The organism is Mesorhizobium sp. M1A.F.Ca.IN.022.07.1.1 (genome assembly GCF_003997575.1).
Taxonomy (GTDB): Bacteria; Pseudomonadota; Alphaproteobacteria; order Rhizobiales; family Rhizobiaceae; genus Mesorhizobium.
Genome location: NZ_RZST01000063.1, coordinates 1 through 21,079 on the forward strand (window position 1 = coordinate 1; position 21,079 = coordinate 21,079).

The following is a 21,079-nucleotide window of genomic DNA, read 5'->3' on the forward strand; positions in this document are numbered from 1 at the left end:
GTCGTTGTCGCGCGCCAGCGCGCTTGCTGCTTCCGCAACAAGCGTCACGGCATGCGGCGTGCGCCGCTCCGCCTTCAGCCGGCCGCCGGAGCGCGCCAGCCGCGCCTCGGTGACCCGCAGCGTCTTGTCGAGCACGCTCGGCTTCAAGCCGGGCAGCGTCGTCTGGATGACGCCGACATTGACCGGGCGATAGGCGTTGACGGCGCAGATTTCGCCGCCGGCGCAAATCCTGGCCACCGCATCGACTAGGCTCGCAGCGACGGCAAACGGAATGATCTTCACCGTCGCCACCATCTGGCCCGCCTCGACAGGCGCGTGCTGCGCCAGGGTAGCGATGGTGATCGCCGGGTCGATGGCATTGATGGCGTCGATCATCTTGGCGTCGACGGTGAAGACGCCTGCGGCTTCGGCATGCAGGTTCACGCGCCCCGTTGCAGCGGGCTTCGTCTCCACGTTGCGATGGGACATGCTCAACGCGATCTTTTCGGCTGCGGCATCCTCGCCGAGGTCATCGGGAGCCAGAACGGCCACGACGACTTCGCTGATGCCGGCCGCCTTCAGCGCAGCAACGTCCTCGCCGTTCAGCCGATGCGCCTTGCGGAATCGCCGCTCGCCGGCAGTGGTCGCATGCGCCAGCACCGCGCCTTCGGCCTCATCGATCGCGATCGGGCCGAACTTCACGCCACCGCGCCTTTGCTTTCCAGGCCGCGCGAGCGGAAGGCGTGGATGGTTTGTGCCAGCACCGCGACGGCGATCTCGGCCGGGCTCGCGGCGCCGATGTCCAGCCCGATCGGCGCATGGATGCGGGCGATCTGGTCGGCGCTGGCGCCGAGCGCCAGCAGACGCTCGACCCGCTTGGCGTGAGTCTTCCTGCTGCCAAGCGCCCCGACATAGAAGCACCTGGCGTCGAGCGCCGCCTTCAGCGCGAAATCGTCGATCTTGGGATCGTGAGTGACGGCGGCAAGCGCGGTGTAGCTGTCGAGCGGCTGGCGCTTCAGCACATCTTCCGGCCATTCGGCATGCAGCGCCACATCGTGGAAGCGCTCCGGCGTGGCGAAGGCGGTGCGCGGATCGATGATCTCGACCGGATAGCCGGCGATTCTGGCCATCGGCGCCAGCGCCTGGCTGATATGCACCGCTCCGACCACCACCAGGCGCGGGCGCGGCAGATGCGCATTGAGAAAGAAAGTCCGCCCTTCCGCTTCCACCGATCGAGAGATGCCGGTGCGGAACGCACTGGCGATCGCCGCGCCGAGCTCGCCCGCGACGCGGTCGCCTTCACGCACGATGCGGTCGCGGCCGTCACCGAGGTCGGTGACCAGCACCGCGGCGCGCCTGGCGCGGCGCTCTTCGTTCAATGTTTTCAGAACATACGGATCCATCCGCAGTCAACCCAGCCGCTCGACATAGACCTTGATGCGGCCGCCGCAGGACAGCCCCACCTGCCAGGCGGTTTCGTCGGCAACGCCGAACTCCAGCATCCTCGGCTTGCCCGAGCCGATGACGTCGATCGCTTCGGCCACCACCGCGCCCTCGACACAGCCGCCCGACACCGAGCCGTGGAAATTGCCTTCGGCGTCGATGACCAGATGGCTGCCGATCGGGCGGGGGGCCGAACCCCAGGTTTCGACCACGGTCGCGATGGCGACATTCTTACCGTTCTTCATCCAGCCTTCCGCGATGATCAGGGGATCGCGGAGCTCATCGAGATAAATGCTCTCGTCCATCGTCGCTTCTCACAAAGTCTGTTTTCTCGGGGAACGTCCCAGAGGAATATATCGCTGCGAAACATATGGCTACGCGGCCCGCCTGTCGCCAGTTCCCAGCCAGCGCCGCAGGTCCACAGCTGCGGCCGGCCGCTGGGCGAGCGGGGCGCAAGGATCGGCCAGCGCGTCCGAGATTGTGCACGGCGCGGAACTCGTCGCCACGCGGCAGCATCGCCTTCACGCCACGGGGGCGCGCCTCAAACCCATCAAAGCGCAAGAGCGGTTTTCACAGAACGTGGTAGTCGCGGTTGTGGTAGATCAGCGGCCGCAAATTATCGCCGATGCGCAGGCCTGTCACCTTGCCAAAAAGCACACGGTGGGTGGCCAAATCCTTGGTATCGATGATCTGACAATCGAAGACGGCGAGCGCGCCTTTCAGCGTCGGCGCGCCGGTCGAGATCACGTCCCATTCGCCGAGCGCGAAGCGCTCCTCGGACGGCAGGCCGGTGATGCCGGAAAAGCCGACCGACAGCGCCTCCTGGTCCGAGGCGAGCGTGTTCAGCGCGAAATTGCCGTTCCGGATGAAGGCCTCGTTCTTGGGATTTTCGCGGTTGAGGCAGACAAGCACGGCGGGCGGCGTATCCGAGACCGAGCAGGCGGCAATCACCGTTGCGCCTCGTCTCCCGGCCGGGCCGTCCGTGGTCACCACATGCACATGGCCGGCAAAATGCGCCATCGCATCGCGATAGGCTTGCGGCCCGATGTCATTAATCTTCAGCACCCGATGATCCACCTGCCAAAACGGAAGCTCGTTATATATGGCTGCATATTGTATGACACAAGCGAAGTGCTTGAGCGCAATCCTGAATTCGCGTGTTGCACCGGGATTAGGCAGCCTTTAGGTCTTTGCTGGAATAGTGCCGGAACAATACTCCCGGCACGGAGGACCTCTTCGCCCGAATGCGCCTTCTCACGACGACTTTAGCCGCGCTGCTTTGGCTGGCCGCGAGCGTCCATGCCGAGACGCTGGTTGGCGTCGCCGCACCGCTGTCCGGGCCGTCGGCGATCCTCGGCAAGCAGATCGAGGCGGGGACCGCGCTGGCGGCGGACGCCGAAGGCGTCGCGGTCCGAACCGTTGACGACGCCTGCACGGCCGACGGCGGTGCAGCGGCTGCCAGGCAGTTCGTGGATGCCAAGGTCAACATCGTTGTCGGTTTTCTGTGCACCGAGGCGATCGAGGCGGCGCTGCCGATCCTGAAGGATGCCAACATTCCGGTCATCGCGATCGGCGTGCGCACCGAGAGTCTGACCGACCGCCGCGCCAAGACCGGCTGGCCGGTCTACCGGCTTGGGCCGCGCGGCGACGACGAACGCAATGCGGTGGCCACGATCCTCACTCGGCTCTGGCAGAACGAATTGTTCGCCGTTATCGATGACGGCACCATCTATGGCCGAGAGATCGCAGAGACTTTCCGCGCGGCCGCCGAGCAGGCGGCGCTGAAACCGGTCTTCGTCGACACGTTCCGGCCGCAGCTCGACAACCAGATCGGGCTGATCGGCCGCCTGAAAAAAGCGGGGGCTACGAAAGTGTTTGCCGGCGGCGACGGCGACGACATCGCCATCATGGGGCGCGACGCTGCCTCGCTCAATGCCGGCATCACATTCGCCGGCGGCGAGACGCTGCGCACGCCACCCGGCGATGTGCCCTATGCGGCCGGCACACTGATGATCGCGCTGCCGGAGTGGGCAGAAGTCGCGGACCCCAAGGTCGTGCAGGCCTTTGGCGAAAGGAAGATCGTGACCGACGGCTACACGCTGCCGGCTTATGCCGCGGTGGAGGTCGCCAAGGCGGCAGCGGTCGACGCAGAAAGCTCCGGCAAGCCGCTCGCCAAGACGCTGACCGACCATGATTTCGCGACCGCTATCGGCACCGTCCGCTTCGACGAAAAGGGCGATCTCAGCCAAAACCCATTCCGCGCCTTCCGCTTCGACGGCACCCATTTCGTGCCGCTGGAGGAAAACTGATGTTCCGCACCGGTCCACGCAACCTGATCACCGACGTCGCCGGACTCACCGTCGGCAATGCTGCTGACGCCAGGCTGAAGTCCGGCGTCACGGTAGTGCTTTGCGAGGAGCCGGCGGTGGCCGGAGTCCAGGTGCTGGGTGGCGCACCAGGCACGCGTGAGACCGACCTGCTCGAGCCGCAAAACTCGATCGCGACCATTCACGCAGTCGTGCTGTCCGGCGGCTCGGCCTTCGGCCTCGATGCCGCTTCCGGCGTCCAGGCGGCGCTGCGGGAGAAAAACATCGGCGTCGAGGTGGGTGGTTTTCGCGTGCCGATCGTGCCGGCCGCGATCCTCTTCGACCTGCGCAATGGCGGCGACAAGGATTGGGGCCGCTATCCGCCCTATCGCGAGCTTGGCTACGAGGCGGCTCAGGCGACAACGACCGATTTCCCGCTCGGTACGGTCGGCGCCGGTACCGGCGCTCTGACTTCCGGTCTGAAGGGCGGGCTGGGTTCGGCCTCGACGATGCTCGACAGCGGCGTCACCATCGGCGCGCTCGCCGCCGTCAACCCGACCGGTTCGGTGACGGTCGGACGCAGCCGCCATTTCTGGGCCGCTCCCTTCGAGATGGGCGATGAATTCGGCGGCTTGGGTTATCCCGACCCGATACCGGAAGACGCCAGGAAGATACTCTTGAAGTACCGCGACAGGCGCGCAGGGGAACCACCAGAGGGCGCCAGCACGACGATTGCCGTCATTGCCACCGATGCCGTGCTTTCCAAGTCGGCCGCCAAGCGGCTGGCGATTTCGGCGCATGACGGATTTGCCCGCGCCATCTGGCCGACGCACACACCGGCCGACGGCGATCTCGTCTTTGCGCTCGCGACCGGCAGGAGCGGCATCGAACTCAGCGCCGATGCAGCGATCGACCTCTATGCCGCAGCGGGGTCTACGATGGCCCGCGCCATCAGCCGCGGCGTCCACGCGGCAAGGCCGGCCGACGGCGATCTCTTTCCGGTCTGGTCGTCCCGCTAGAGTTCTGGACGCCGGTCAGGTCGGGTCGGACTTCTCTTCCTCGAACGTCACCGCGACTTCCGAATTCGCCGAGAGCCAGACCTTCTTTCCTTCGATCTCCGCGACCAGAGCCAGCGGAACGTAATGGTGGTGGCCTTTGTGCGAGCCCATGCCGCTGTCGGCCTTGGTCAGCTTGATGCGCTGCCCCTCGACCTTGTCGACGGTGCCGACATGGACGCCATCGGCGCCGACTACTTCCATATGCTCGCGTATCTTACTGAGATCGACGGTCATGCTGGTCCCTCCGGTGGGTGGCCGCGCGTCCCTGTCGCGACGCTCGCTTTCACCGGCGGGCTGTTTGCCCTGCAATACCGTTCTTACTACGCCGAGTGGCACGCGCCGGCCTTCACGCGGACCTGGGCGTCTGAGTTCGTGTTCACGATCCTGGCTGCGCTCTACCAGTTCGTCGTCCTGGGCATCCGGCTCTATTTTCCGTTCGGCTTTGCCGTACTTGCCGCCGCCAGCATCTGGTTTGCACGCCGGCGGCGTTGAGCATTGAGCCGGCCTCTGTTAGGACGCGGCCAAAGCTTCTCCCAGCAGGACTAAGAAACCATGATCCCTCGCTATTCCCGGCCGGAAATGGTCGCCATCTGGTCGCCCGAAACCCGGTTCCGCATCTGGTTCGAGATCGAGGCTTATGCCTGCGATGCGCTGGCCGAGCTCGGCGTCATCCCGAAGGAAGCCGCCAAGACCATCTGGGAAAAGGGCGGCGCGGCCAAATTCGACGTCGATAAGATTGACGAGATCGAGCGCGTCACCAAGCACGACGTGATTGCATTCCTGACCCATCTCGCCGAATTCGTCGGACCGGACGCTCGCTTCATTCACCAGGGCATGACCTCGTCGGACGTTCTCGACACGTGTCTTGCGGTGCAATTGACACGCGCCAGCGACATTCTGCTTGCCGACATCGACGCGCTGCTTGTGGCCCTGAAGCGCCGCGCCTTCGAGCACAAGGATACCATCACCATCGGCCGCAGCCACGGCATCCATGCCGAGCCGACCACCTTCGGCGTCAAGCTCGCGCTGGCATATGCCGAATTCTCGCGTTGCCGCGAGCGGTTGCTGCACGCGCGCGAAGACATCGCCACCTGCGCCATCTCGGGCGCGGTCGGCACATTCGCCAACATCGATCCCTACGTCGAAGAGCATGTGGCGAAGAAACTCGGCCTGAAGCCGGAACCGGTCTCGACGCAGGTCATCCCGCGCGACCGCCATGCGATGTTCTTCGTTACGCTCGGCGTGATCGCCTCGTCGGTCGAGCGCCTGGCCGTCGAGATCCGGCATCTGCAGCGCACCGAGGTGCTGGAAGCGGAAGAATATTTCTCGCCGGGACAAAAGGGCTCGTCGGCGATGCCGCACAAGCGCAACCCGGTGCTGACCGAGAATCTCACCGGCCTTGCCCGCATGGTCCGCTCCTACGCCATGCCGGCCATGGAGGATGTGGCGCTGTGGCACGAGCGCGATATCTCGCACTCCTCGGTGGAGCGCATGATCGGACCGGACGCGACGGTGACGCTCGACTTCGCCTTGGTACGCCTGACCGGCGTCGTCGATAAGCTGCTCGTTTACCCCGAGAACATGGAGAAGAACCTCAACAAGTTCCGCGGCCTGGTGCATTCGCAGCGCGTGCTGCTGGCGTTGACGCAGGCTGGCGTGTCACGCGAGGATGCCTATCGCCTGGTGCAGCGCAACGCCATGAAGGTATGGGAGCAAGGCGCTGATTTCCTTGAGGAACTGCTTGCCGACAAGGACGTGACAGCGGCACTGCCCGAGGCCGAGATCCGCGAGAAGTTCGACCTCGGTTATCACACCAAGCATGTCGACACGATCTTCAAGCGGGTGTTTGGAGAGGCTTGAGTCCGAGCGAAGGGCGCCCCGCTAGCGTGGCGCAGCCTAATCAGGCCTTGCCAGGCACCGTCCTGATCACCGTGCCCCAGGGATCTTCACGCGTCGTCTCGGCCTTCACGTTATCCGAGCGCATTTCGACCCAGGCGAGGCCCGAGCGGGAGGGATCGCGGCGGCCGGCGCCGGCGCTGCGCCAGGAATTGGCACCGATATGGTGGTGGTAGTGGCCGGAGGACAGGAACACCGCCTGACCGCCATATTTGGCGACCGTGTCGAAGCCGAATTCGTCATGCCACCACGCTTCGGCGTCTTCCGGACGCCCGACGCGCAGGTGGACATGGCCGACAATGGTGTTTTCCGGCGCTCCCTGCCAGCCGGCGTCACCGACGGGCACGCTGGCGACGACCGCGGGGAGATTCAGCCGCTCGGTCGACATTGCGATCTTGTCGCCGTTCCATTTCCAATCCTGCGGACGGCGATCGGCGTAGATCTCGATGCCGTTGCCTTCAGGGTCGGTGAGGTAGAGCGCCTCGCTGACCAGATGGTCCGAGGCGCCTTCGATGCCGATCCGGTTGGCGGCGGCATGGCTGATCCACCGGCCGAGATCGGCGCGCGACGGCAGCAGGAACGCAGTGTGGAAAAGGCCGGCGCTGCGTGGGTCGTCAGGCTTGGCCGAGGCATCCTGCTCCAGCACCAGCAGCGGGCGGGCCGCGGCGCCGAGGGTGATCGCGCCATCGGCGCGGCTCAACTCCTGCAGGCCGACGACGGCACGATAATAGGCGGCAAGGTTTTCGGCATCGCGCGCCTTCACCCCGACACGCGCGACGCTGACCGGGGTGGTCGCGGCAAAAGGCAGTTCGCTCATCACACTCTCCGCTCGGGCGCCGATCTCACGATGGGCAGTCGCGCCGACGTCTATTAGTCATTCCTGTTCCCTCTCCAGATCGTTCATCACCATCGTTCACACAAGGTTGAAAGAATCGAACACGTTGTTCACCTTTGTGATGCCACTGCATTCCACCGGCCGGTTGCATCAGACAGGGGCGCTCGCTACATCGGCGCCATGAAAGTCAAGGACGCCGATATTCTCATCATACCGGGCTACACCAATTCCGGGCCCGAACACTGGCAGACCCGGTGGCAATCGAAATTGTCGACGGCGCGCCGGGTCGAGCAGGCCGAGTGGACGAAACCCGTGCGCGAGGACTGGACGGCAAGCGTAGCGAAAGCTGTCAACGAGGCCGAGCGGCCGGTGGTCATCGTCGCGCATTCGCTGGGTGTGGCGGCGGCGGTGCAGGCGATCCCGCAATTCCAGAAGCCGGTCGCGGGCGCCTTCTTCGTGGCGCCCCCTGATGTCGCCAATCCGGAGATCAGGCCGAGGCACCTGATGACCTTCGGGCCCTATTCGCGCGAGCCCCTGCCCTTTCCGTCGATCGTGATCGCCAGCCGCAACGACCCGTTCTGCGCCTTTGAGGTTGCCGAGGACATCGCCGCCGCCTGGGGTTCGCTGTTCATCGACGCCGGCGACGCCGGCCATCTCAACCAGGACGCGGGCTTCGGCCCCTGGCCGGAGGGATCGATGACTTTCGCCAAGTTCCTGACGGAACTGAAGGAGCCTTGAAACGCCTCAGGCGCCGATCGAATCCCGCATGCTCTTCAGCAGCGTCCTGGCGCCGAGCGAGATCAGCGTGTGGTCGGAACCCATGGCGAGCAGCCGGTAGCCCATCGACACGACGCGGCCGGCAACGGCCGGTTCGATGACATAGATCGCGGCGTGCTTGCCGGCCTTGCGCGTCCGCTCGGCGATCGAGGCGACCGTCTCCATCATGCTTTCCAGCGTCGAATTGACGGTGGTGCCGTTCGACCAGGCGATCGAGAAATCCGACGGCCCGACGAAGATGCCATCGATGCCGGGCGTCTCGAGGATGCCGTCCAGCGCCTTGAACGCCGCACGCGTCTCGACCATGGCAAAGGCCATGGTGCGCTGGTTCGAGTCGCGCAGCCACTCGGCATGGTCGCCCTTCCCATGGCGCGGGAAGGCATAGGTCGGGCCCCAAGAACGCTCGCCCATCGGCGGATACTTCATCGCTGCGGCGAACTGCCTGGCGTCGTCTACGGAATTGACCATCGGCGCGATCACCGCCTCGGCGCCGAAATCGAGCGCCCGGCTCGCCATGTCGAAGCGCCCGACCGGGATGCGCACCAGCGCCGGCTTGTTGGCGGCAAGCACCGGCACCAGGCCGCGTAGAACGCTGTCCTCGTGGTGGCCGCCATGCTGCATGTCGAGGGTAACGGCATCAAAGCCCTGCTTGGCGATGATCTCTACCGTCAGCGCGTCCGGCACGCCGGACCAGGCGGTGAACATCGTTTCGTCGGCGGCCAGGCGGGACTTGAGCGACATCGGAACTTCCTTGGTAACGATCCGCAGTCTCAGCCGGAAACGGCGGCAAGGCTAAGAAAACCGCCCGGCTGAGCCGGGCGGTCGATTGGTCCAACGATTTTTACGTGTTCTTGACCTGCTCGATCGCCTGCGCCATCAGCTCGTCCATGGTGCGGCGGATCTGATGGTCCGACTGGTTGACGCCCGCGGCGTCGAAGTCCTCGCGGATTTTGCGGAAGACGTCATGGTCGCCGGCCTCCTCGATGTCGGAGACGACTACCGCTTTGGCATAGGCCTCGGCATCGGCTCCGCTCTTGCCCAGCTTTTCGGCGGCCCACAGGCCGAGCGCTCTGTTGCGGCGCGCCGAGGCCTTGAAGCGGAGCTCCTCGTCGAAGACGAATTTGCGCTCGAAGCCCTCTTCGCGGTCTTTCATGCTGCTCATGCGTCCCTCCGATCAAATCGATTCGCTTGGCTATGAATATGTGTGCTTGCCCAGCACAAACCAAAAGGTCGCGGGCCGGTCAATATGCAACGTCCCATGCTGCGCTGCGGCATTTCGGTTCCGAAAGCGGTTGATCGGCTGGATTTGCCGATTGAGCAAACATTACGATTGCTATAGACACCGGCATTGAACGCACCCGTCGCCACAACTAATTTAGGCAGACGGACAGGAACTGGTCGCTTGCCGCCTGCCCGCCAATCCAGAGAAAAAATCAGATGAAAAATCGCCGCCGCATTTACGAAGGCAAGGCCAAGATCCTCTATGAAGGACCTGAGCCCGGGACGCTGATCCAGTTCTTCAAGGATGACGCCACCGCCTTCAACAAGAAGAAACATGAGGTGGTCGACGGCAAGGGCGTGCTCAACAACCGCATCTCCGAGCACATTTTCAATCACCTCAATCGTATGGGCATCCCGACCCATTTCATCCGCCGGCTGAACATGCGCGAGCAGCTGATCAAGGAAGTCGAGATCATCCCGCTCGAGGTGGTGGTGCGCAACGTCGCCGCCGGCTCGCTCGCAAAGCGCCTGGGCATCGAGGAAGGCACGGTTCTGCCGCGCTCGATCATCGAATTCTACTACAAGGCAGATGCGCTGGACGACCCGATGGTGTCGGAAGAGCACATCACCGCCTTCGGCTGGGCGAGCCCGCAGGAGATCGACGACATCATGGCGCTGGCTATCCGCGTCAATGACTTCCTCTCCGGCCTGTTCCTGGGCGTCGGCATCCAGCTTGTCGACTTCAAGATCGAGTGCGGGCGCCTGTTCGAGGGCGACATGATGCGCATCGTCGTCGCCGACGAGATCTCGCCGGATTCCTGCCGGCTGTGGGACGTCGCCACTCAGGACAAGCTCGACAAGGACCGCTTTCGCCGCGACATGGGCGGGCTGGTCGAGGCCTACCAGGAAGTTGCCCGCCGCCTCGGCATCATGAACGAGAACGAGCCGCCGCGCCCGACAGGCCCGGTGCTCGTTGCCTCTTCCGAGCCCTCGAAGAGCACGAAGCACTGACTGCCAGCGCGGGCCTGCCGGAAACGGCGTGCCCGCCCTCCGCACTACCGATCACTCAGGAGTATCGATGAAAGCCCGCGTCACCGTCACCCTCAAGAACGGAGTTCTCGACCCGCAGGGCAAGGCGATCGAGCACGCCCTCTCAGGACTGGGCTTCGACGGCGTCGGCCAGGTGCGGCAGGGCAAGGTCTTCGACATCGAGCTCACCGGAACCGACAAAGCCAAGGCCGAAGCCGACCTCAAGGCCATGTGCGACAAGCTTCTGGCGAACACGGTGATTGAGAATTACAGTGTGGCTATTACCTGAGTTGCAGCGCAGAGGTTATGCCTGAAGCCACCAGCGATTTGATGTACAGGCTCCTGAAGCGCGTGCATCACCAGCGAACTCGCCGAAAACCAGAGGCCCTACGACCGAAATGAAATCAGCCGTCGTCCTCCTGCCTGGGCTCAACCGTGACCGCGACATGATCGCGGCTCTGACCAAGATTTCCGGTCAGGCGCCGGCGACCGTCTGGCAGACCGATACCGAAATCCCGGACGTCGACCTGATCGCCATTCCCGGCGGCTTCTCCTTCGGCGACTATCTGCGCTGCGGGGCGATCGCCGCGCGCATGCCGGTGATGCGGGCAGTGGCCGAAAAGGCGGCCAAGGGGGTCATGGTCATCGGCGTCTGCAACGGCTTCCAGATCCTGGTCGAAGCGGGGCTGCTGCCCGGCGCCCTGATGCGCAACGCCTCGCTGAAATTCGTCTGCCGGCACGTGAAGCTCGAGATCGCCAACGCCAACACGATGTTTACCCGCGGCTATCAGCCCGGCCAGATCATTCGCTCACCGGTCGCGCATCACGACGGCAACTATTTCGCCGACGCCGAAACGCTGGCCCGCCTCGAAGGCGAAGGCCAGGTGGTGTTCCGCTATGCCGAAGGCACCAATCCCAACGGCTCGATCAACGACATCGCCGGCATCGTCAGCGAGAAGGGCAATGTGCTCGGTCTGATGCCGCACCCGGAGAACCTGATCGAGGCGGCACACGGCGGCAGCGACGGCCGGGCGCTGTTCGAAGGCGCGCTTGGCATCGCCGCTTGATCCTTTCAGACGATTCCTTCAGACCATTCTTTCAGACCAACGGGGCGGCCTGACCATGAGACTGACGATTGCTCGCCTTGCTCTCCTGGCCGCCGCCGGATTTGCGCTTGCCTCTTGCCAGTCCGGCTCGAAGACCACGCCGCCCCCCTCTGGCAAGAGCGCTTCCCTGCTTGCCATGGAGCAGGTCGCCATCGCCGCTCACAAGTGCTGGATCGCCAGCAAGGACCCGGCCTTCAAGCCCTATCAGATGGCCAACGAGCTCAACTCCTACAGCGGCACGCCGCGCTTCCTGCTGGTGCCCGCCAAGCACTATGGCGGCAAGCCGCTGCTGGTCGTGCAAGCACAAGGCAATTCCCGCAAAGTGGACGTGTTCGGGCCGTTGATGGCCGAACCGCTGGGCGCGCGCATAGGCTCCGACATCGCGCGCTGGCAGGCCGGCAATTCATCCTGCGCCGCTGCCGCGTGACTCGGCCGTAGCCCACTTCCTGCAAATGCAGGATTGACGGTCGGCTTTTCGCGCTCGTCAATCAACATACCATCGAAGCTCTGTTCGCGGTCGATGTATGCCCAAACCGCGCAGCGATTTGACATGCATCGCAACAATCAAGGGCGTCGCGACGCGCTTAGTCCCAGAACGGCCTGATACCTTCGCGATGGGCGTCGCAGCGCGAAATGCCGATGTCCTTGAGCTGCTCGTCGGTCATCTCCAAGAGCGCAAGGCGTCCGCGACGGCGTTCCAGCATTCGGTCGATTTGCCTGGCGATGGCACGAAGCACGAATACGACCCGGTCAACGAACCTGCGGCGCCCCGACGGGCGGCCGTGCAACTCGGCGCTGTCATAACGGAATGTATCAATTGTATTCATCTTGCGATCAACCAATTCTATCAATTGTACTCTAGCTACCCGCGTTCTCATATCGATTGACTCGTCTCGCGATGCAATATAAAAAATTGTCACCATGACAAATTGGCTCCCAGACCTCGCTTCCGGTTCCGGCCCTCTCTATCAGCGCCTTGCTGACAGCATTGAGTCAGATATCGACAAGGGCGTCATCGATGCGGGTGCAAAACTGCCGCCGCAGCGCGACCTCGCCTACGACATTGGCACTACGGTCGGCACGGTCGGCCGGGCCTATCAGTTGCTGCGCGAGCGCGGGCTGGTGAGTGGGGAGGTCGGGCGCGGCACCTATGTGCTCGCGCAACGCGCGGAGAGCCCCAAGCCCGAGCTGCAGCCCGCCGCGCTCGGAACGCGGCTCATCGATGCGCCCAGCGGCAAGCTGCGCTTCGACAGCACCGCCGCCCCCGATGTCGGACAAGGCGCATTGATTGCCGAACTGCTGGCGCGGACGGCGGAGGAGCACCCCCACGACATTTCAAGCTATACCAGGGATTTCCCGGATCGCTGGTTCGAGGCCGGCGGCCTTTGGCTCAAGCGCAATTCCTTTCACCCCTCGCCCGATTCGATCGTGCCGACGCTTGGCACCCATGCGGCGGTGATGGCGGCGATCGCGGCGCTCACCACGCCTGGCGACACGATCGTCTTCGAGCATCTCACCTATTCGCAGATCTCGCGCAGCGCCGGTCTGATCGGGCGCCGTACCGCGCTGGTCTCGGCGGACGATGAAGGTCTCGATCCCGACGATTTCGAACGCGTCTGCGCGCAGAAACACCCGAAGATGATGTTCGTGATGCCGACGGCGAAGAACCCGACGCTGGTTACGCTGTCGGCGGAGCGGCGCCAGGCGATCGCGCGCATAGCGCGCGAGTACAATGTCGTCCTGATCGAGGATGATCTTTATGGCGAATTGACCGACGATCCGACGCCACTGCTCGCCGAATACGCCCCTGAGCGCACGATCGTAGCCGGCGGCCTGTCGAAGTCGGTCGCGGCCGGCGTGCGCGGCGGCTGGCTGTCCTGCCCGCCCGCCTACCGCCACCGCATCCGCGTGGCGCACAAGATGATGACCGGCGGGCTGCCCTTTCTGCTGGCGGAGGTCGGAACAAGGCTGGTGATGTCGGGCCAGGCCAACGATATCCGCAAGCGCTGCATTGCCGAGATCCAAGCTCGTCTCCATGTCGTGCGCGAGACGCTGGCTGGCTTTGACTTCAAGGCGCGGGACAATGTGCCCTTCGTCTGGCTCACCTTGCCGGATCCTTGGCTCTCAGGCACCTTCAAGAATGCCTGCCTTGCGCAGGGCGTGCTCATCGACGACGAGGACGAGTTCAAGGCCGGTCGTTCCGAGCAAGTCTTCCACGGCGTCCGCTTCGGTGTTTCGCAACCCCGGCAAAGTAAGGACGTCGCCGGTGGCGTCGCGGTCATCCGCCGCCTGCTCGACGAGGGCCGCGCCGGCTACGACAGTTTTTCCTGACCTGTCCTTTCCTAAGCGCCTCGCGCTACCGGCCGGTGCCGGCGCAGCGGTTTTGCGGCGTTTTCGTCGTGCTTTGGGGGTGTATCGCTCGAAAGCTTGCGATAAGAGGAGACTCAGAAAAGCCCCCTCTCCCACGGATACCAATCGCCGCTCATGACCATATCCAATTCCGTGCCGATCACCCCCGAGCTCGTCGCCGCGCATGGGCTGAAGCCCGACGAATACCAGCGCATCCTCGATCTGGTTGGCCGCGAGCCGAGCTTCACCGAGCTCGGCATCTTCTCGGCGATGTGGAACGAGCACTGCTCCTACAAGTCTTCCAAGAAATGGCTGCGCACGCTGCCCACCAGCGGCCCGCGGGTGATCCAGGGGCCGGGCGAGAATGCCGGCGTGGTCGACATCGGCGACGGCGACTGCGTCGTCTTCAAGATGGAGAGCCACAACCACCCCTCCTATATCGAGCCCTATCAGGGAGCCGCGACCGGCGTCGGCGGCATCCTGCGCGATGTCTTCACCATGGGCGCGCGACCGGTTGCGGCGATGAACGCGCTGCGCTTCGGCGCGCCTGACCACCCCAAGACCCGGCACCTGGTCGCTGGAGTCGTTTCCGGCGTCGGCGGCTACGGCAATTCCTTCGGCGTGCCGACCGTCGGCGGCGAGGTCAATTTCGACGCCCGCTACAACGGCAACATCTTGGTCAACGCCTTCGCGGCCGGCCTCGCCAAAACCAACGCCATCTTCCTGTCGCAGGCCAAGGGCGTCGGCCTGCCGGTCGTCTATCTCGGCGCCAAGACCGGGCGCGACGGCGTCGGCGGCGCCACCATGGCCTCGGCCGAGTTCGACGACAAGATCGAGGAGAAGCGGCCGACCGTACAGGTTGGCGACCCTTTCACCGAAAAGTGCCTGCTGGAGGCCTGCCTCGAGCTGATGGCGTCGGGCGCGGTCATCGCCATCCAGGACATGGGTGCGGCCGGGCTCACCTGCTCGGCGGTCGAGATGGGCGCCAAGGGCGATCTCGGCATCGAGCTCGACCTCGACAAGGTGCCGGTGCGCGAGGAGCGCATGAGCGCCTACGAGATGATGCTGTCGGAAAGCCAGGAGCGCATGTTGATGGTGCTGCGCCCCGAGAAAGAGGAGGAAGCCGAGGCGATCTTCCGCAAATGGGGCCTCGACTTCGCCATCGTCGGGACGACCACCGACGACCTGCGCTTCCGCGTGCTGCACCACGGCGACGAGGTCGCCAACCTGCCGATCAAGGAACTGGGCGACCAGGCGCCGGAATATAATCGCCCCTGGGTCGAAACGAAGAAGCCGGCGCCGCTTGCAGCGAACGACGCGCCCAAGGCCGACGTCGCCGACGCGTTGCTCAAGATGCTGGGCGGACCGGACCTCTCTTCGCGCCGTTGGGTGTGGGAGCAGTACGACACGCTGATTCAGGGCAATTCGCTGCAGCTCCCAGGCGGCGATGCCGGCGTGGTGCGCGTCGAAGGCCATCCAACCAAGGCGCTCGCCTTCTCTTCCGACGTCACGCCGCGCTATTGCGAGGCCGACCCGTATGAGGGCGGCAAGCAGGCCGTCGCCGAATGCTGGCGCAACCTGACGGCAACGGGCGCCCTGCCGCTTGCCGCCACCGACAATCTAAATTTCGGCAATCCGGAGCGGCCGGAGATCATGGGCCAGTTTGTCGGAGCGGTTAAGGGTATCGGCGATGCCTGTCGCGCGCTCGGCTTCCCGATCGTCTCCGGCAATGTCTCGCTCTACAACGAAACCAATGGCCGCGGCATCCTGCCGACGCCGACCATCGGCGGCGTCGGGCTGATCGCCGATTGGTCGAAGATGGCCCGCATCGGCTTTGCCGCCGAGGGCCAGATGATCGTGCTGGTCGGCGCGCCGCCGACATGGGGCAGCCATCTCGGCCAGTCGGTCTATATGCGCGACATCCACGGCCGCGCCGACGGTTCGCCGCCGCCCGTCGACCTCGAACATGAAAAGCGCGTCGGCGACCATGTGCGCGCGCTGATCGCTTCCGGCATCGTGACTGCCGCGCACGATGTCTCCGACGGCGGCCTTGCCGTGGCGCTGGCCGAAATGGCGATGGCATCCGGCATCGGCGCCACCATTCCCGGTCTCACCGGGACCGATCCGATCCCGGTCTGGTTCGGCGAGGACCAAGGACGTTATCTCCTGACCTTGTCGATCGACCCGCAAAGCGGCGAATGGGACAGGATCCGCGCGGAGCAGGGCAAGCTCGGCATCTTCGCGCCGTGGATCGGCACGACCGGTGGCGACATGCTGAAGCTCGGCGAGGCGCGTGCCGTTCCGGTCAGCGAATTGACCGCCGCCCATGAGGGCTGGTTCCCGCGCTTCATGGATCAGGCCATTTGACCAGGCTGGCGGTCCGGGCGCTGCTTGCAGCGGTTTTCTGGCCGTCGCTGTTCTTTTTCTGGTTCCTCGGCCCGTTCGTCTTTCTGCTGCTGTCGACGACCTCGAGCGAGGTCTGTCCAAGGCTCGAAACGCGAGCCGAGTTCCTTGCTGCGGCGAACGGCGCAATCCCGTTGCTGGCCGCTCAGGACCTCGTCTACGCCATTCCTGTTTTGTGCCTGGTGCTGTGGCAGCGCCTTTTGCCGGAGCCGGCTCGGGCAAGGCATATCGTCACTTGCGTCAAGCTCTTCGCCATTGCAACCGCCATCGGAGCGCTTTGGGCGTATGGTTCTTCGCTTATGTGCGATGGCTACGGCCGGCCGTTTTTCTCCCCGGTCTGGCAGTGGACGAGCTACTTGCCGATGGTCGGTATCGCGATAAACGTGCCGCTCTACGGCTGACCTTCAGCCTCGGTCGCGCCTACTCGACGCGCGAGGATGTGTCCGCCGGCGACGCGGCTCAGCCGGATCGGAATGTCCCGTGAAGCCTCGGTCACGGATGGAACCGCTTCAATCCGGACCGGAAAGGCTCTACGCTTATCCCCGACTCTCATCGCACGGGCTGCGCCCGCTCGAAAACAGGATTTCTGCCATGGCAATGGATGCGCACGACATCGAACGACTGATCAAGGAAGGCATTCCGGACGCCAAGGTGACAATTCGCGATCTGGCTGGTGACGGCGACCACTACGCTGCCGAAGTGGTGGCCGAGAGCTTCCGCGGCAAAAGCCGCGTCCAGCAGCACCAGATGGTCTATGACGCGCTGAAAGGCAATATGGGCGGCGTGCTGCATGCGCTCGCCCTGCAGACCAGCGTTCCGGACTGAGTGTTGACGCCGCGGTTGTTCAGATCTTTACCAGCATCGCCGTGAGGTACATGAAGCCGACCCCGGCTGTCAGCCCGGCCATCGCAGCCGGTGCGAGCAAGGCGCGCGAGCCATCGGGGCGCTGGCGAAGCTGCAGCGAAACCATCTCGACGATCACTTGCAGGATCGCTCCGGCGCCGATCGCCAGCGCCAGCGCCGACCATTGTGGCGCATAGGCGAGGCTGCCGATCCATAGGCCGACGACGGCTGGACCTCCCGCGAGCAGCGTCAACATGGCGAAGGTCCTGAGCGGCGGTCGCTGCTTCAGGATCGGGGCGGCGATGGCGATGCCTTCGGTGATGTTGTGCAAGGTGAAGCCAAGCACCAGGAACGTGCCGAGCCCGGCTGCGCCCGAGACGAAGGCGGCGCCGATCGCCAGCCCTTCGCCGAGATTGTGCAGGCCGATGCCGAGTGCGATGAAGGTGGCAAGCGCCAGCCCGGTCGGTGTCCCGCTGCGCCGGCCTGCCGCCATGAGCAGAAGGAAACTGGCGGTGGCTGCGAGTACGATCATGGTCGACCCCTGGAACAGGGCGGCTGCTTCGCCGGCCAGTTCGAACGCGTCCTCGAGCGTGTCGACGAAAAGGAAGGCGAGCAGACCGACGGTCATCGACAGGAGAAAGTCCATGCCGTTCCGCCCGACCCCGCGTAGTGCCGGATAGAACATCAGGCCGATCGCCACGGGCAGGATGCCGACAAAGCCGCCCAGCACCGCTTGCGCGGCAAAGCTAGGTGAACTGCGCGTCGGTGTGGGTACGGCGACGGCGATATCGTGCCCGAATGTTGTCCCGGTACTGGTTACGACATTGATCGCATGCGCCTCCCCCAGCACCCAGGGGTATGGCAGGCTGATCCATGCCGTTGCGCCGCGCGGGATCGGCCCCGGCGGATCCTGCGTGAACTGCCAGTAAGCGTCGTCGACCTGGACCTGTGCGATCGTCATCGGTTCCGACCCACCGGCCCGCACGAGGATTCGAATGCCGTCGTTTCCGATAATTGTCCGCTCGAAGGTCAGGTTCTCGACCGGCGGCGCGCCGTTGCGAAAGCTGGCCAACGGGTCGGAAGAGACCATCCACGCAACCGCGAGCCCGAGTACGGCGAGCGGCAGTACTATCCAGAGCAGAGAGAGCCAGCGCGGCCGACCGGCCTGTGTATCCCGGGAGGTGCTACTGACATCGGTCACGACAAGGCCTCCACGACGTCGAACATGCCCGACCAGCCGAGTTCGGTAAACTCCGACTGGTGGGGATGGAACATGTAGAGGCCTGGCTCGTGCTCCCTGAAATGGAACTCGAGGATACCGCGCTCGGCCTGGCACTGGGTGATCAGATCGACGGTCCTGAGTGTCGGCGTCAGCGTCGTGCCCTGATTGTAGTAGTCGAAGAAATTGGCATGCAGATGGAAGGAGTTGATCGGGTCGAACTCGACCACGTTCACGAGATAGATCCGGACAGGCTTGTCCTTCAGCACCCGTATCGGCTTCTTCGCGTAGGCATGGGCGACGGTGTTGACGGCATAGACCTCGTTCTCGTTGTCGAAATTGGTGTCGAAGGCGTTCATCACCATTACGAATTCCTGCCAGCCGGCATTCTCCGGCGTGCCGAGCAGGCGCGAGCGGGCGACCGCCTCGTGCTCCGGATGCCTGGCGGGATCGGGATCGATGATGAAGGCGCCGTACATACCTTTCTGGATGTGCCGCTTCAGCGGCAGCGCATGGCAATGATAGAGGTGGCAGCCGAACGGCCTGGCATCGAACTCGTAGACGAACTCCTCGCCCGGCCCGATCAGACCGGCGCCGGGAACGCCGTCCATCCGGGCTGCGTGAATGCCGTGGAAATGCATGGAATGCGGATGCGAGCCGTTGTTGCGGAAGACGATCTTCAAGCGATCGCCTTCGGTCGCCCGCAGCGACGGCCCCGGCACGCGGCCATTATAGGTCCAGGCGGGGAACAGGATGCCGGGCGCGATCTCGATCTCCTTGTCCTCGGCCGTGACCTCGAAGCTGCGCAGTGTCCGCCCGTCCGGCAGCGTCGACACCGTCCCGGTCTCCCAGTCGCTCAGCAGCTTCACCGGATCGAATCCGTTGCGGCTATCATCGACCTCGCCGACGGTGATCATCGCCCCATGCGCGGACAGGTGCGCCGGCTGCGGTTCGGCCGCCCCTGGCGTTCCGTGACCGGCGTGGTCGGTCTGCCCGCGCGCCGCGGTCGCCATCACCGCCGTGCCGCCGGCCGCCAGGCCACCGGCCAGAAGCAGCCTTCGATCGAGCTTTTGTTCCAGCAGCGATTTCGTTTCGCGCATATCCGCGTTCCTCCAAGGCACTGGCAAGGATAGCGCATGCTTCAAGATTTAGCTATAGCTATAATTCTGGCGCGTGCGCACCTGGGAAACCGGGCAGCGGCACACCGGGACAAGAGAACCGGCCTGCCGGCCCGCTTGTGGGAAGAGTTCCGGCTGGCGGATTTGGCCCAATGGCGGACCAAAGCTTTGCGCCATTTCGGGTGCGTCGCGGCTAACGTCTTGTTTCAGCCAACCTATGGGTTTATTTGATGGACATGCTTCGAGCCTGACTCCCACAGGCGTGAAAGGATTCCCCATGAGCGGCATCAACGACTACATCGACAGCGAAGTGAAGAGCAACGACGTCGTGCTCTTCATGAAGGGCACCCCCGGCTTCCCGCAGTGCGGGTTCTCCGGCCAGGTGGTGCAGATCCTCGACTATGTCGGGGTCGACTACAAAGGCGTGAACGTGCTGACCTCGGCCGAGCTGCGCCAGGGCATCAAGGACTATTCCAACTGGCCGACCATTCCGCAGCTCTACGTCAAGGGCGAGTTCGTCGGCGGTTGCGACATCGTGCGCGAGATGTTCCAGGCCGGCGAGCTGCAGGATTTCCTGGTCGAAAAAGGCGTCAGCGTCAAAGGCGCCGCCTGATTTGAGCTCGCGCTGGCCGGCCCAGCCGGCTGCGCCGTGACATCCGGGGCCGCCCCACCTCGGCACTTTGGCTTTCGAACTCGAGAACGAGACGAATTGATGCGCCGGTCGACCGGCGCGTGTTCGTTTGATTGATCGGATTTTGCCGTGGACAATCAGGCACTAGCGCAGCAGTCGGCAAAAAGCTTGCCCATTCCGCGCTGGGAATTCATTGCGCTCTGCGCGGCGCTGATGGCGCTCAATTCGCTCGCCATCGACATCATGCTGCCGGCACTGCAGCAGATCGGCGCCTCGCTCGGCGTCGAGAATGAAAACCACCGCCAGTATGTGATCACAGCCTACATTCTTGGCTTCGGCACCGGTCAGCTCTTCTTCGGTCCGGTTTCCGATCGTTTCGGCCGCCGTGCGCCGCTGGTCGCCGGCCTGATCATCTATGTGGCGGCGGTAGCGGCCGCTGCTGTTGCTCCGACCTTTGCCACCCTGCTCGCCTGCCGTGTCGTGCAAGGCATCGGCGCGGCGGCCACCCGCGTCATCGCTGTCTCCATCGTGCGCGACACCTTCGAGGGCCGCCGCATGGCCGAGGTCATGTCTCTGATCTTCATGGTGTTCATGGCGATACCGGTCGTCGCGCCCGGCGTCGGCCAGTTCATCATGCTTTTCGCCACCTGGCACTGGATCTTCGTCACCATGGCCGTCGGCGCGCTCATCGTGTCGGCATGGTCGCTGTTGCGCTTGCCGGAGACGCTGCATCCGGAATACCGGCGGCCCTTAACCGTCAACGCCGTCGTCGGCGGCTTCCGCATCGTGCTCACCAACCGCATCGCGCTTTGCTATGCCTTTGCCAGCACCTTCATCTTCGGCGCCATGTTCGGCTTCATCAAGTC

General features: G+C 64.3%; 24 protein-coding genes and 3 pseudogenes. 15 read left to right on the forward strand and 12 right to left on the reverse strand.

Going from position 1 to position 21,079, the window contains the following annotated elements:
• The 5 genes and pseudogenes from EOA75_RS10075 to EOA75_RS10095 all read right to left on the reverse strand — a co-directional run.
• Positions 1-681, reverse strand: a pseudogene (locus tag EOA75_RS10075) (4-diphosphocytidyl-2C-methyl-D-erythritol kinase); the annotation flags it as partial.
• Entirely contained in the window at positions 678-1,382 is a 705-nt protein-coding gene (locus EOA75_RS10080; protein WP_127216062.1) for an XdhC family protein, read from the reverse strand. The pseudogene EOA75_RS10075 and the gene EOA75_RS10080, both read right to left, overlap by 4 nt.
• Before the next feature lie 6 nt (positions 1,383-1,388).
• Positions 1,389-1,727 carry an XdhC family protein gene (locus tag EOA75_RS10085; protein WP_067328341.1) on the reverse strand — a complete coding sequence of 113 codons (339 nt, stop codon included), beginning with the start codon at positions 1,725-1,727 and terminating at the stop codon, positions 1,389-1,391.
• Between the two features lie 69 nt (positions 1,728-1,796).
• Positions 1,797-1,989: pseudogene (locus EOA75_RS34960) on the reverse strand (VWA domain-containing protein); the annotation flags it as partial.
• A 3-nt stretch (positions 1,990-1,992) separates the two neighbouring features.
• Positions 1,993-2,487, reverse strand: a complete 495-nt coding sequence (locus tag EOA75_RS10095) for a flavin reductase (RefSeq protein ID WP_067328468.1) — start codon at positions 2,485-2,487, stop codon at positions 1,993-1,995.
• A 179-nt stretch (positions 2,488-2,666) separates the two neighbouring features.
• Between EOA75_RS10095 and EOA75_RS10100 the strand changes: the two genes are divergently transcribed.
• On the forward strand, positions 2,667-3,731 hold the full coding sequence (locus tag EOA75_RS10100; RefSeq protein WP_127324187.1) for a branched-chain amino acid ABC transporter substrate-binding protein: 1,065 nt from the start codon (positions 2,667-2,669) through the stop codon (positions 3,729-3,731).
• Complete coding sequence (locus EOA75_RS10105; RefSeq protein ID WP_095800837.1) at positions 3,731-4,747, forward strand: P1 family peptidase; 1,017 nt, start codon at positions 3,731-3,733, stop codon at positions 4,745-4,747. The genes EOA75_RS10100 and EOA75_RS10105 overlap by 1 nt, the downstream gene beginning before the upstream one ends.
• Positions 4,748-4,762: 15 nt before the next feature.
• On the opposite strand, the gene EOA75_RS10110 is transcribed toward EOA75_RS10105, so the two are convergent.
• Complete coding sequence (locus EOA75_RS10110; protein WP_095800838.1) at positions 4,763-5,020, reverse strand: DUF2171 domain-containing protein; 258 nt, start codon at positions 5,018-5,020, stop codon at positions 4,763-4,765.
• Between the two features lie 36 nt (positions 5,021-5,056).
• On the opposite strand from EOA75_RS10110, the pseudogene EOA75_RS10115 reads away from it, so the two are divergent.
• Together EOA75_RS10115 and purB are read left to right on the forward strand one after the other, a co-directional pair.
• A pseudogene (locus tag EOA75_RS10115) lies at positions 5,057-5,278 on the forward strand (hypothetical protein); the annotation flags it as partial.
• 60 nt (positions 5,279-5,338) lie between these two features.
• Positions 5,339-6,646, forward strand: a complete 1,308-nt coding sequence (gene purB / locus EOA75_RS10120) for an adenylosuccinate lyase (protein WP_127324188.1) — start codon at positions 5,339-5,341, stop codon at positions 6,644-6,646.
• A 40-nt stretch (positions 6,647-6,686) separates the two neighbouring features.
• On the opposite strand, the gene EOA75_RS10125 is transcribed toward purB, so the two are convergent.
• On the reverse strand, positions 6,687-7,499 hold the full coding sequence (locus EOA75_RS10125) for a VOC family protein (protein ID WP_127324189.1): 813 nt from the start codon (positions 7,497-7,499) through the stop codon (positions 6,687-6,689).
• Positions 7,500-7,697: 198 nt separating this feature from the next.
• On the opposite strand from EOA75_RS10125, the gene EOA75_RS10130 reads away from it, so the two are divergent.
• The gene (locus tag EOA75_RS10130) at positions 7,698-8,255 is read left to right on the forward strand and encodes an alpha/beta hydrolase (RefSeq protein ID WP_066995180.1); all 558 of its coding nucleotides are present in this window, start codon (positions 7,698-7,700) and stop codon (positions 8,253-8,255) included.
• A gap of 6 nt (positions 8,256-8,261) precedes the next feature.
• Here EOA75_RS10130 and EOA75_RS10135 read toward each other — a convergent pair whose 3' ends face one another.
• The gene (locus EOA75_RS10135) at positions 8,262-9,035 is read right to left on the reverse strand and encodes an HpcH/HpaI aldolase/citrate lyase family protein (RefSeq protein ID WP_127324190.1); all 774 of its coding nucleotides are present in this window, start codon (positions 9,033-9,035) and stop codon (positions 8,262-8,264) included.
• Between the two features lie 100 nt (positions 9,036-9,135).
• Positions 9,136-9,456, reverse strand: coding sequence for a DUF1476 domain-containing protein (locus tag EOA75_RS10140; RefSeq protein WP_066995175.1), 321 nt, complete (start codon positions 9,454-9,456; stop codon positions 9,136-9,138).
• A 275-nt stretch (positions 9,457-9,731) separates the two neighbouring features.
• On the opposite strand from EOA75_RS10140, the gene purC reads away from it, so the two are divergent.
• The 4 genes from purC to EOA75_RS10160 all read left to right on the forward strand — a co-directional run bounded on the left by purC (position 9,732) and on the right by EOA75_RS10160 (position 12,077).
• Positions 9,732-10,526, forward strand: coding sequence for a phosphoribosylaminoimidazolesuccinocarboxamide synthase (gene purC, locus EOA75_RS10145; RefSeq protein WP_040969563.1), 795 nt, complete (start codon positions 9,732-9,734; stop codon positions 10,524-10,526).
• Positions 10,527-10,593: 67 nt separating this feature from the next.
• Positions 10,594-10,833: a phosphoribosylformylglycinamidine synthase subunit PurS gene (purS, locus tag EOA75_RS10150; RefSeq protein WP_066995172.1), complete on the forward strand. Its 240-nt coding sequence runs from the start codon at positions 10,594-10,596 to the stop codon at positions 10,831-10,833.
• Between the two features lie 109 nt (positions 10,834-10,942).
• On the forward strand, positions 10,943-11,611 hold the full coding sequence (purQ, locus tag EOA75_RS10155; RefSeq protein WP_067328327.1) for a phosphoribosylformylglycinamidine synthase subunit PurQ: 669 nt from the start codon (positions 10,943-10,945) through the stop codon (positions 11,609-11,611).
• Between the two features lie 55 nt (positions 11,612-11,666).
• Complete coding sequence (locus EOA75_RS10160; protein ID WP_067328325.1) at positions 11,667-12,077, forward strand: hypothetical protein; 411 nt, start codon at positions 11,667-11,669, stop codon at positions 12,075-12,077.
• 157 nt (positions 12,078-12,234) lie between these two features.
• Here the strand turns inward: EOA75_RS10160 and EOA75_RS10165 are convergent, their stop codons facing one another.
• Positions 12,235-12,477, reverse strand: coding sequence for a DUF1127 domain-containing protein (locus EOA75_RS10165; RefSeq protein WP_067328464.1), 243 nt, complete (start codon positions 12,475-12,477; stop codon positions 12,235-12,237).
• Between the two features lie 94 nt (positions 12,478-12,571).
• Between EOA75_RS10165 and EOA75_RS10170 the strand changes: the two genes are divergently transcribed.
• The 4 genes from EOA75_RS10170 to EOA75_RS10185 all read left to right on the forward strand — a co-directional run bounded on the left by EOA75_RS10170 (position 12,572) and on the right by EOA75_RS10185 (position 17,227).
• Positions 12,572-13,981, forward strand: a complete 1,410-nt coding sequence (locus EOA75_RS10170; RefSeq protein ID WP_127216717.1) for a PLP-dependent aminotransferase family protein — start codon at positions 12,572-12,574, stop codon at positions 13,979-13,981.
• Positions 13,982-14,134: 153 nt separating this feature from the next.
• Positions 14,135-16,366, forward strand: a complete 2,232-nt coding sequence (purL, locus tag EOA75_RS10175) for a phosphoribosylformylglycinamidine synthase subunit PurL (RefSeq protein ID WP_127324191.1) — start codon at positions 14,135-14,137, stop codon at positions 16,364-16,366.
• Positions 16,363-16,803: a hypothetical protein gene (locus EOA75_RS10180; RefSeq protein WP_245466604.1), complete on the forward strand. Its 441-nt coding sequence runs from the start codon at positions 16,363-16,365 to the stop codon at positions 16,801-16,803. Before purL ends, EOA75_RS10180 begins: the two co-directional genes overlap by 4 nt.
• A gap of 190 nt (positions 16,804-16,993) precedes the next feature.
• Complete coding sequence (locus EOA75_RS10185; RefSeq protein WP_023674714.1) at positions 16,994-17,227, forward strand: BolA family transcriptional regulator; 234 nt, start codon at positions 16,994-16,996, stop codon at positions 17,225-17,227.
• Between the two features lie 19 nt (positions 17,228-17,246).
• On the opposite strand, the gene EOA75_RS10190 is transcribed toward EOA75_RS10185, so the two are convergent.
• Positions 17,247-18,446 (reverse strand): ZIP family metal transporter, encoded by a 1,200-nt coding sequence (locus EOA75_RS10190; protein ID WP_066995154.1) that lies wholly within the window; start codon positions 18,444-18,446, stop codon positions 17,247-17,249.
• Positions 18,443-19,564 (reverse strand): multicopper oxidase domain-containing protein, encoded by a 1,122-nt coding sequence (locus EOA75_RS10195; RefSeq protein ID WP_127324192.1) that lies wholly within the window; start codon positions 19,562-19,564, stop codon positions 18,443-18,445. Before EOA75_RS10195 ends, EOA75_RS10190 begins: the two co-directional genes overlap by 4 nt.
• Positions 19,565-19,859: 295 nt before the next feature.
• Here EOA75_RS10195 and grxD point away from each other — a divergent pair, with 295 nt between their 5' ends.
• A complete protein-coding gene (grxD, locus tag EOA75_RS10200) occupies positions 19,860-20,195 on the forward strand; it encodes a Grx4 family monothiol glutaredoxin (RefSeq protein WP_066995148.1) in 336 nt (111 codons plus the stop codon).
• Positions 20,196-20,387: 192 nt separating this feature from the next.
• On the forward strand, positions 20,388-21,079 hold a 692-nt coding region (locus tag EOA75_RS10205; protein ID WP_245466605.1), incomplete at its 3' end, for an MFS transporter.

Excerpts from the sequence above, each read along its gene's own strand:
- EOA75_RS10080 (WP_127216062.1), bottom strand. The coding sequence starts at position 1,382 with ATGGATCCGTATGTTCTGAAAACATTGAACGAAGAGCGCCGCGCCAGG.
- EOA75_RS10085 (WP_067328341.1), bottom strand. The coding sequence starts at position 1,727 with ATGGACGAGAGCATTTATCTCGATGAGCTCCGCGATCCCCTGATCATC.
- EOA75_RS10100 (WP_127324187.1), top strand. The coding sequence starts at position 2,667 with ATGCGCCTTCTCACGACGACTTTAGCCGCGCTGCTTTGGCTGGCCGCG.
- EOA75_RS10105 (WP_095800837.1), top strand. The coding sequence starts at position 3,731 with ATGTTCCGCACCGGTCCACGCAACCTGATCACCGACGTCGCCGGACTC.
- EOA75_RS10110 (WP_095800838.1), bottom strand. The coding sequence starts at position 5,020 with ATGACCGTCGATCTCAGTAAGATACGCGAGCATATGGAAGTAGTCGGC.
- purB (WP_127324188.1), top strand. The coding sequence starts at position 5,339 with ATGATCCCTCGCTATTCCCGGCCGGAAATGGTCGCCATCTGGTCGCCC.
- EOA75_RS10125 (WP_127324189.1), bottom strand. The coding sequence starts at position 7,499 with ATGAGCGAACTGCCTTTTGCCGCGACCACCCCGGTCAGCGTCGCGCGT.
- EOA75_RS10130 (WP_066995180.1), top strand. The coding sequence starts at position 7,698 with ATGAAAGTCAAGGACGCCGATATTCTCATCATACCGGGCTACACCAAT.
- EOA75_RS10135 (WP_127324190.1), bottom strand. The coding sequence starts at position 9,035 with ATGTCGCTCAAGTCCCGCCTGGCCGCCGACGAAACGATGTTCACCGCC.
- EOA75_RS10140 (WP_066995175.1), bottom strand. The coding sequence starts at position 9,456 with ATGAGCAGCATGAAAGACCGCGAAGAGGGCTTCGAGCGCAAATTCGTC.
- purC (WP_040969563.1), top strand. The coding sequence starts at position 9,732 with ATGAAAAATCGCCGCCGCATTTACGAAGGCAAGGCCAAGATCCTCTAT.
- purS (WP_066995172.1), top strand. The coding sequence starts at position 10,594 with ATGAAAGCCCGCGTCACCGTCACCCTCAAGAACGGAGTTCTCGACCCG.
- purQ (WP_067328327.1), top strand. The coding sequence starts at position 10,943 with ATGAAATCAGCCGTCGTCCTCCTGCCTGGGCTCAACCGTGACCGCGAC.
- EOA75_RS10160 (WP_067328325.1), top strand. The coding sequence starts at position 11,667 with ATGAGACTGACGATTGCTCGCCTTGCTCTCCTGGCCGCCGCCGGATTT.
- EOA75_RS10165 (WP_067328464.1), bottom strand. The coding sequence starts at position 12,477 with ATGAATACAATTGATACATTCCGTTATGACAGCGCCGAGTTGCACGGC.
- EOA75_RS10170 (WP_127216717.1), top strand. The coding sequence starts at position 12,572 with ATGACAAATTGGCTCCCAGACCTCGCTTCCGGTTCCGGCCCTCTCTAT.
- purL (WP_127324191.1), top strand. The coding sequence starts at position 14,135 with ATGACCATATCCAATTCCGTGCCGATCACCCCCGAGCTCGTCGCCGCG.
- EOA75_RS10185 (WP_023674714.1), top strand. The coding sequence starts at position 16,994 with ATGGCAATGGATGCGCACGACATCGAACGACTGATCAAGGAAGGCATT.
- EOA75_RS10195 (WP_127324192.1), bottom strand. The coding sequence starts at position 19,564 with ATGCGCGAAACGAAATCGCTGCTGGAACAAAAGCTCGATCGAAGGCTG.
- grxD (WP_066995148.1), top strand. The coding sequence starts at position 19,860 with ATGAGCGGCATCAACGACTACATCGACAGCGAAGTGAAGAGCAACGAC.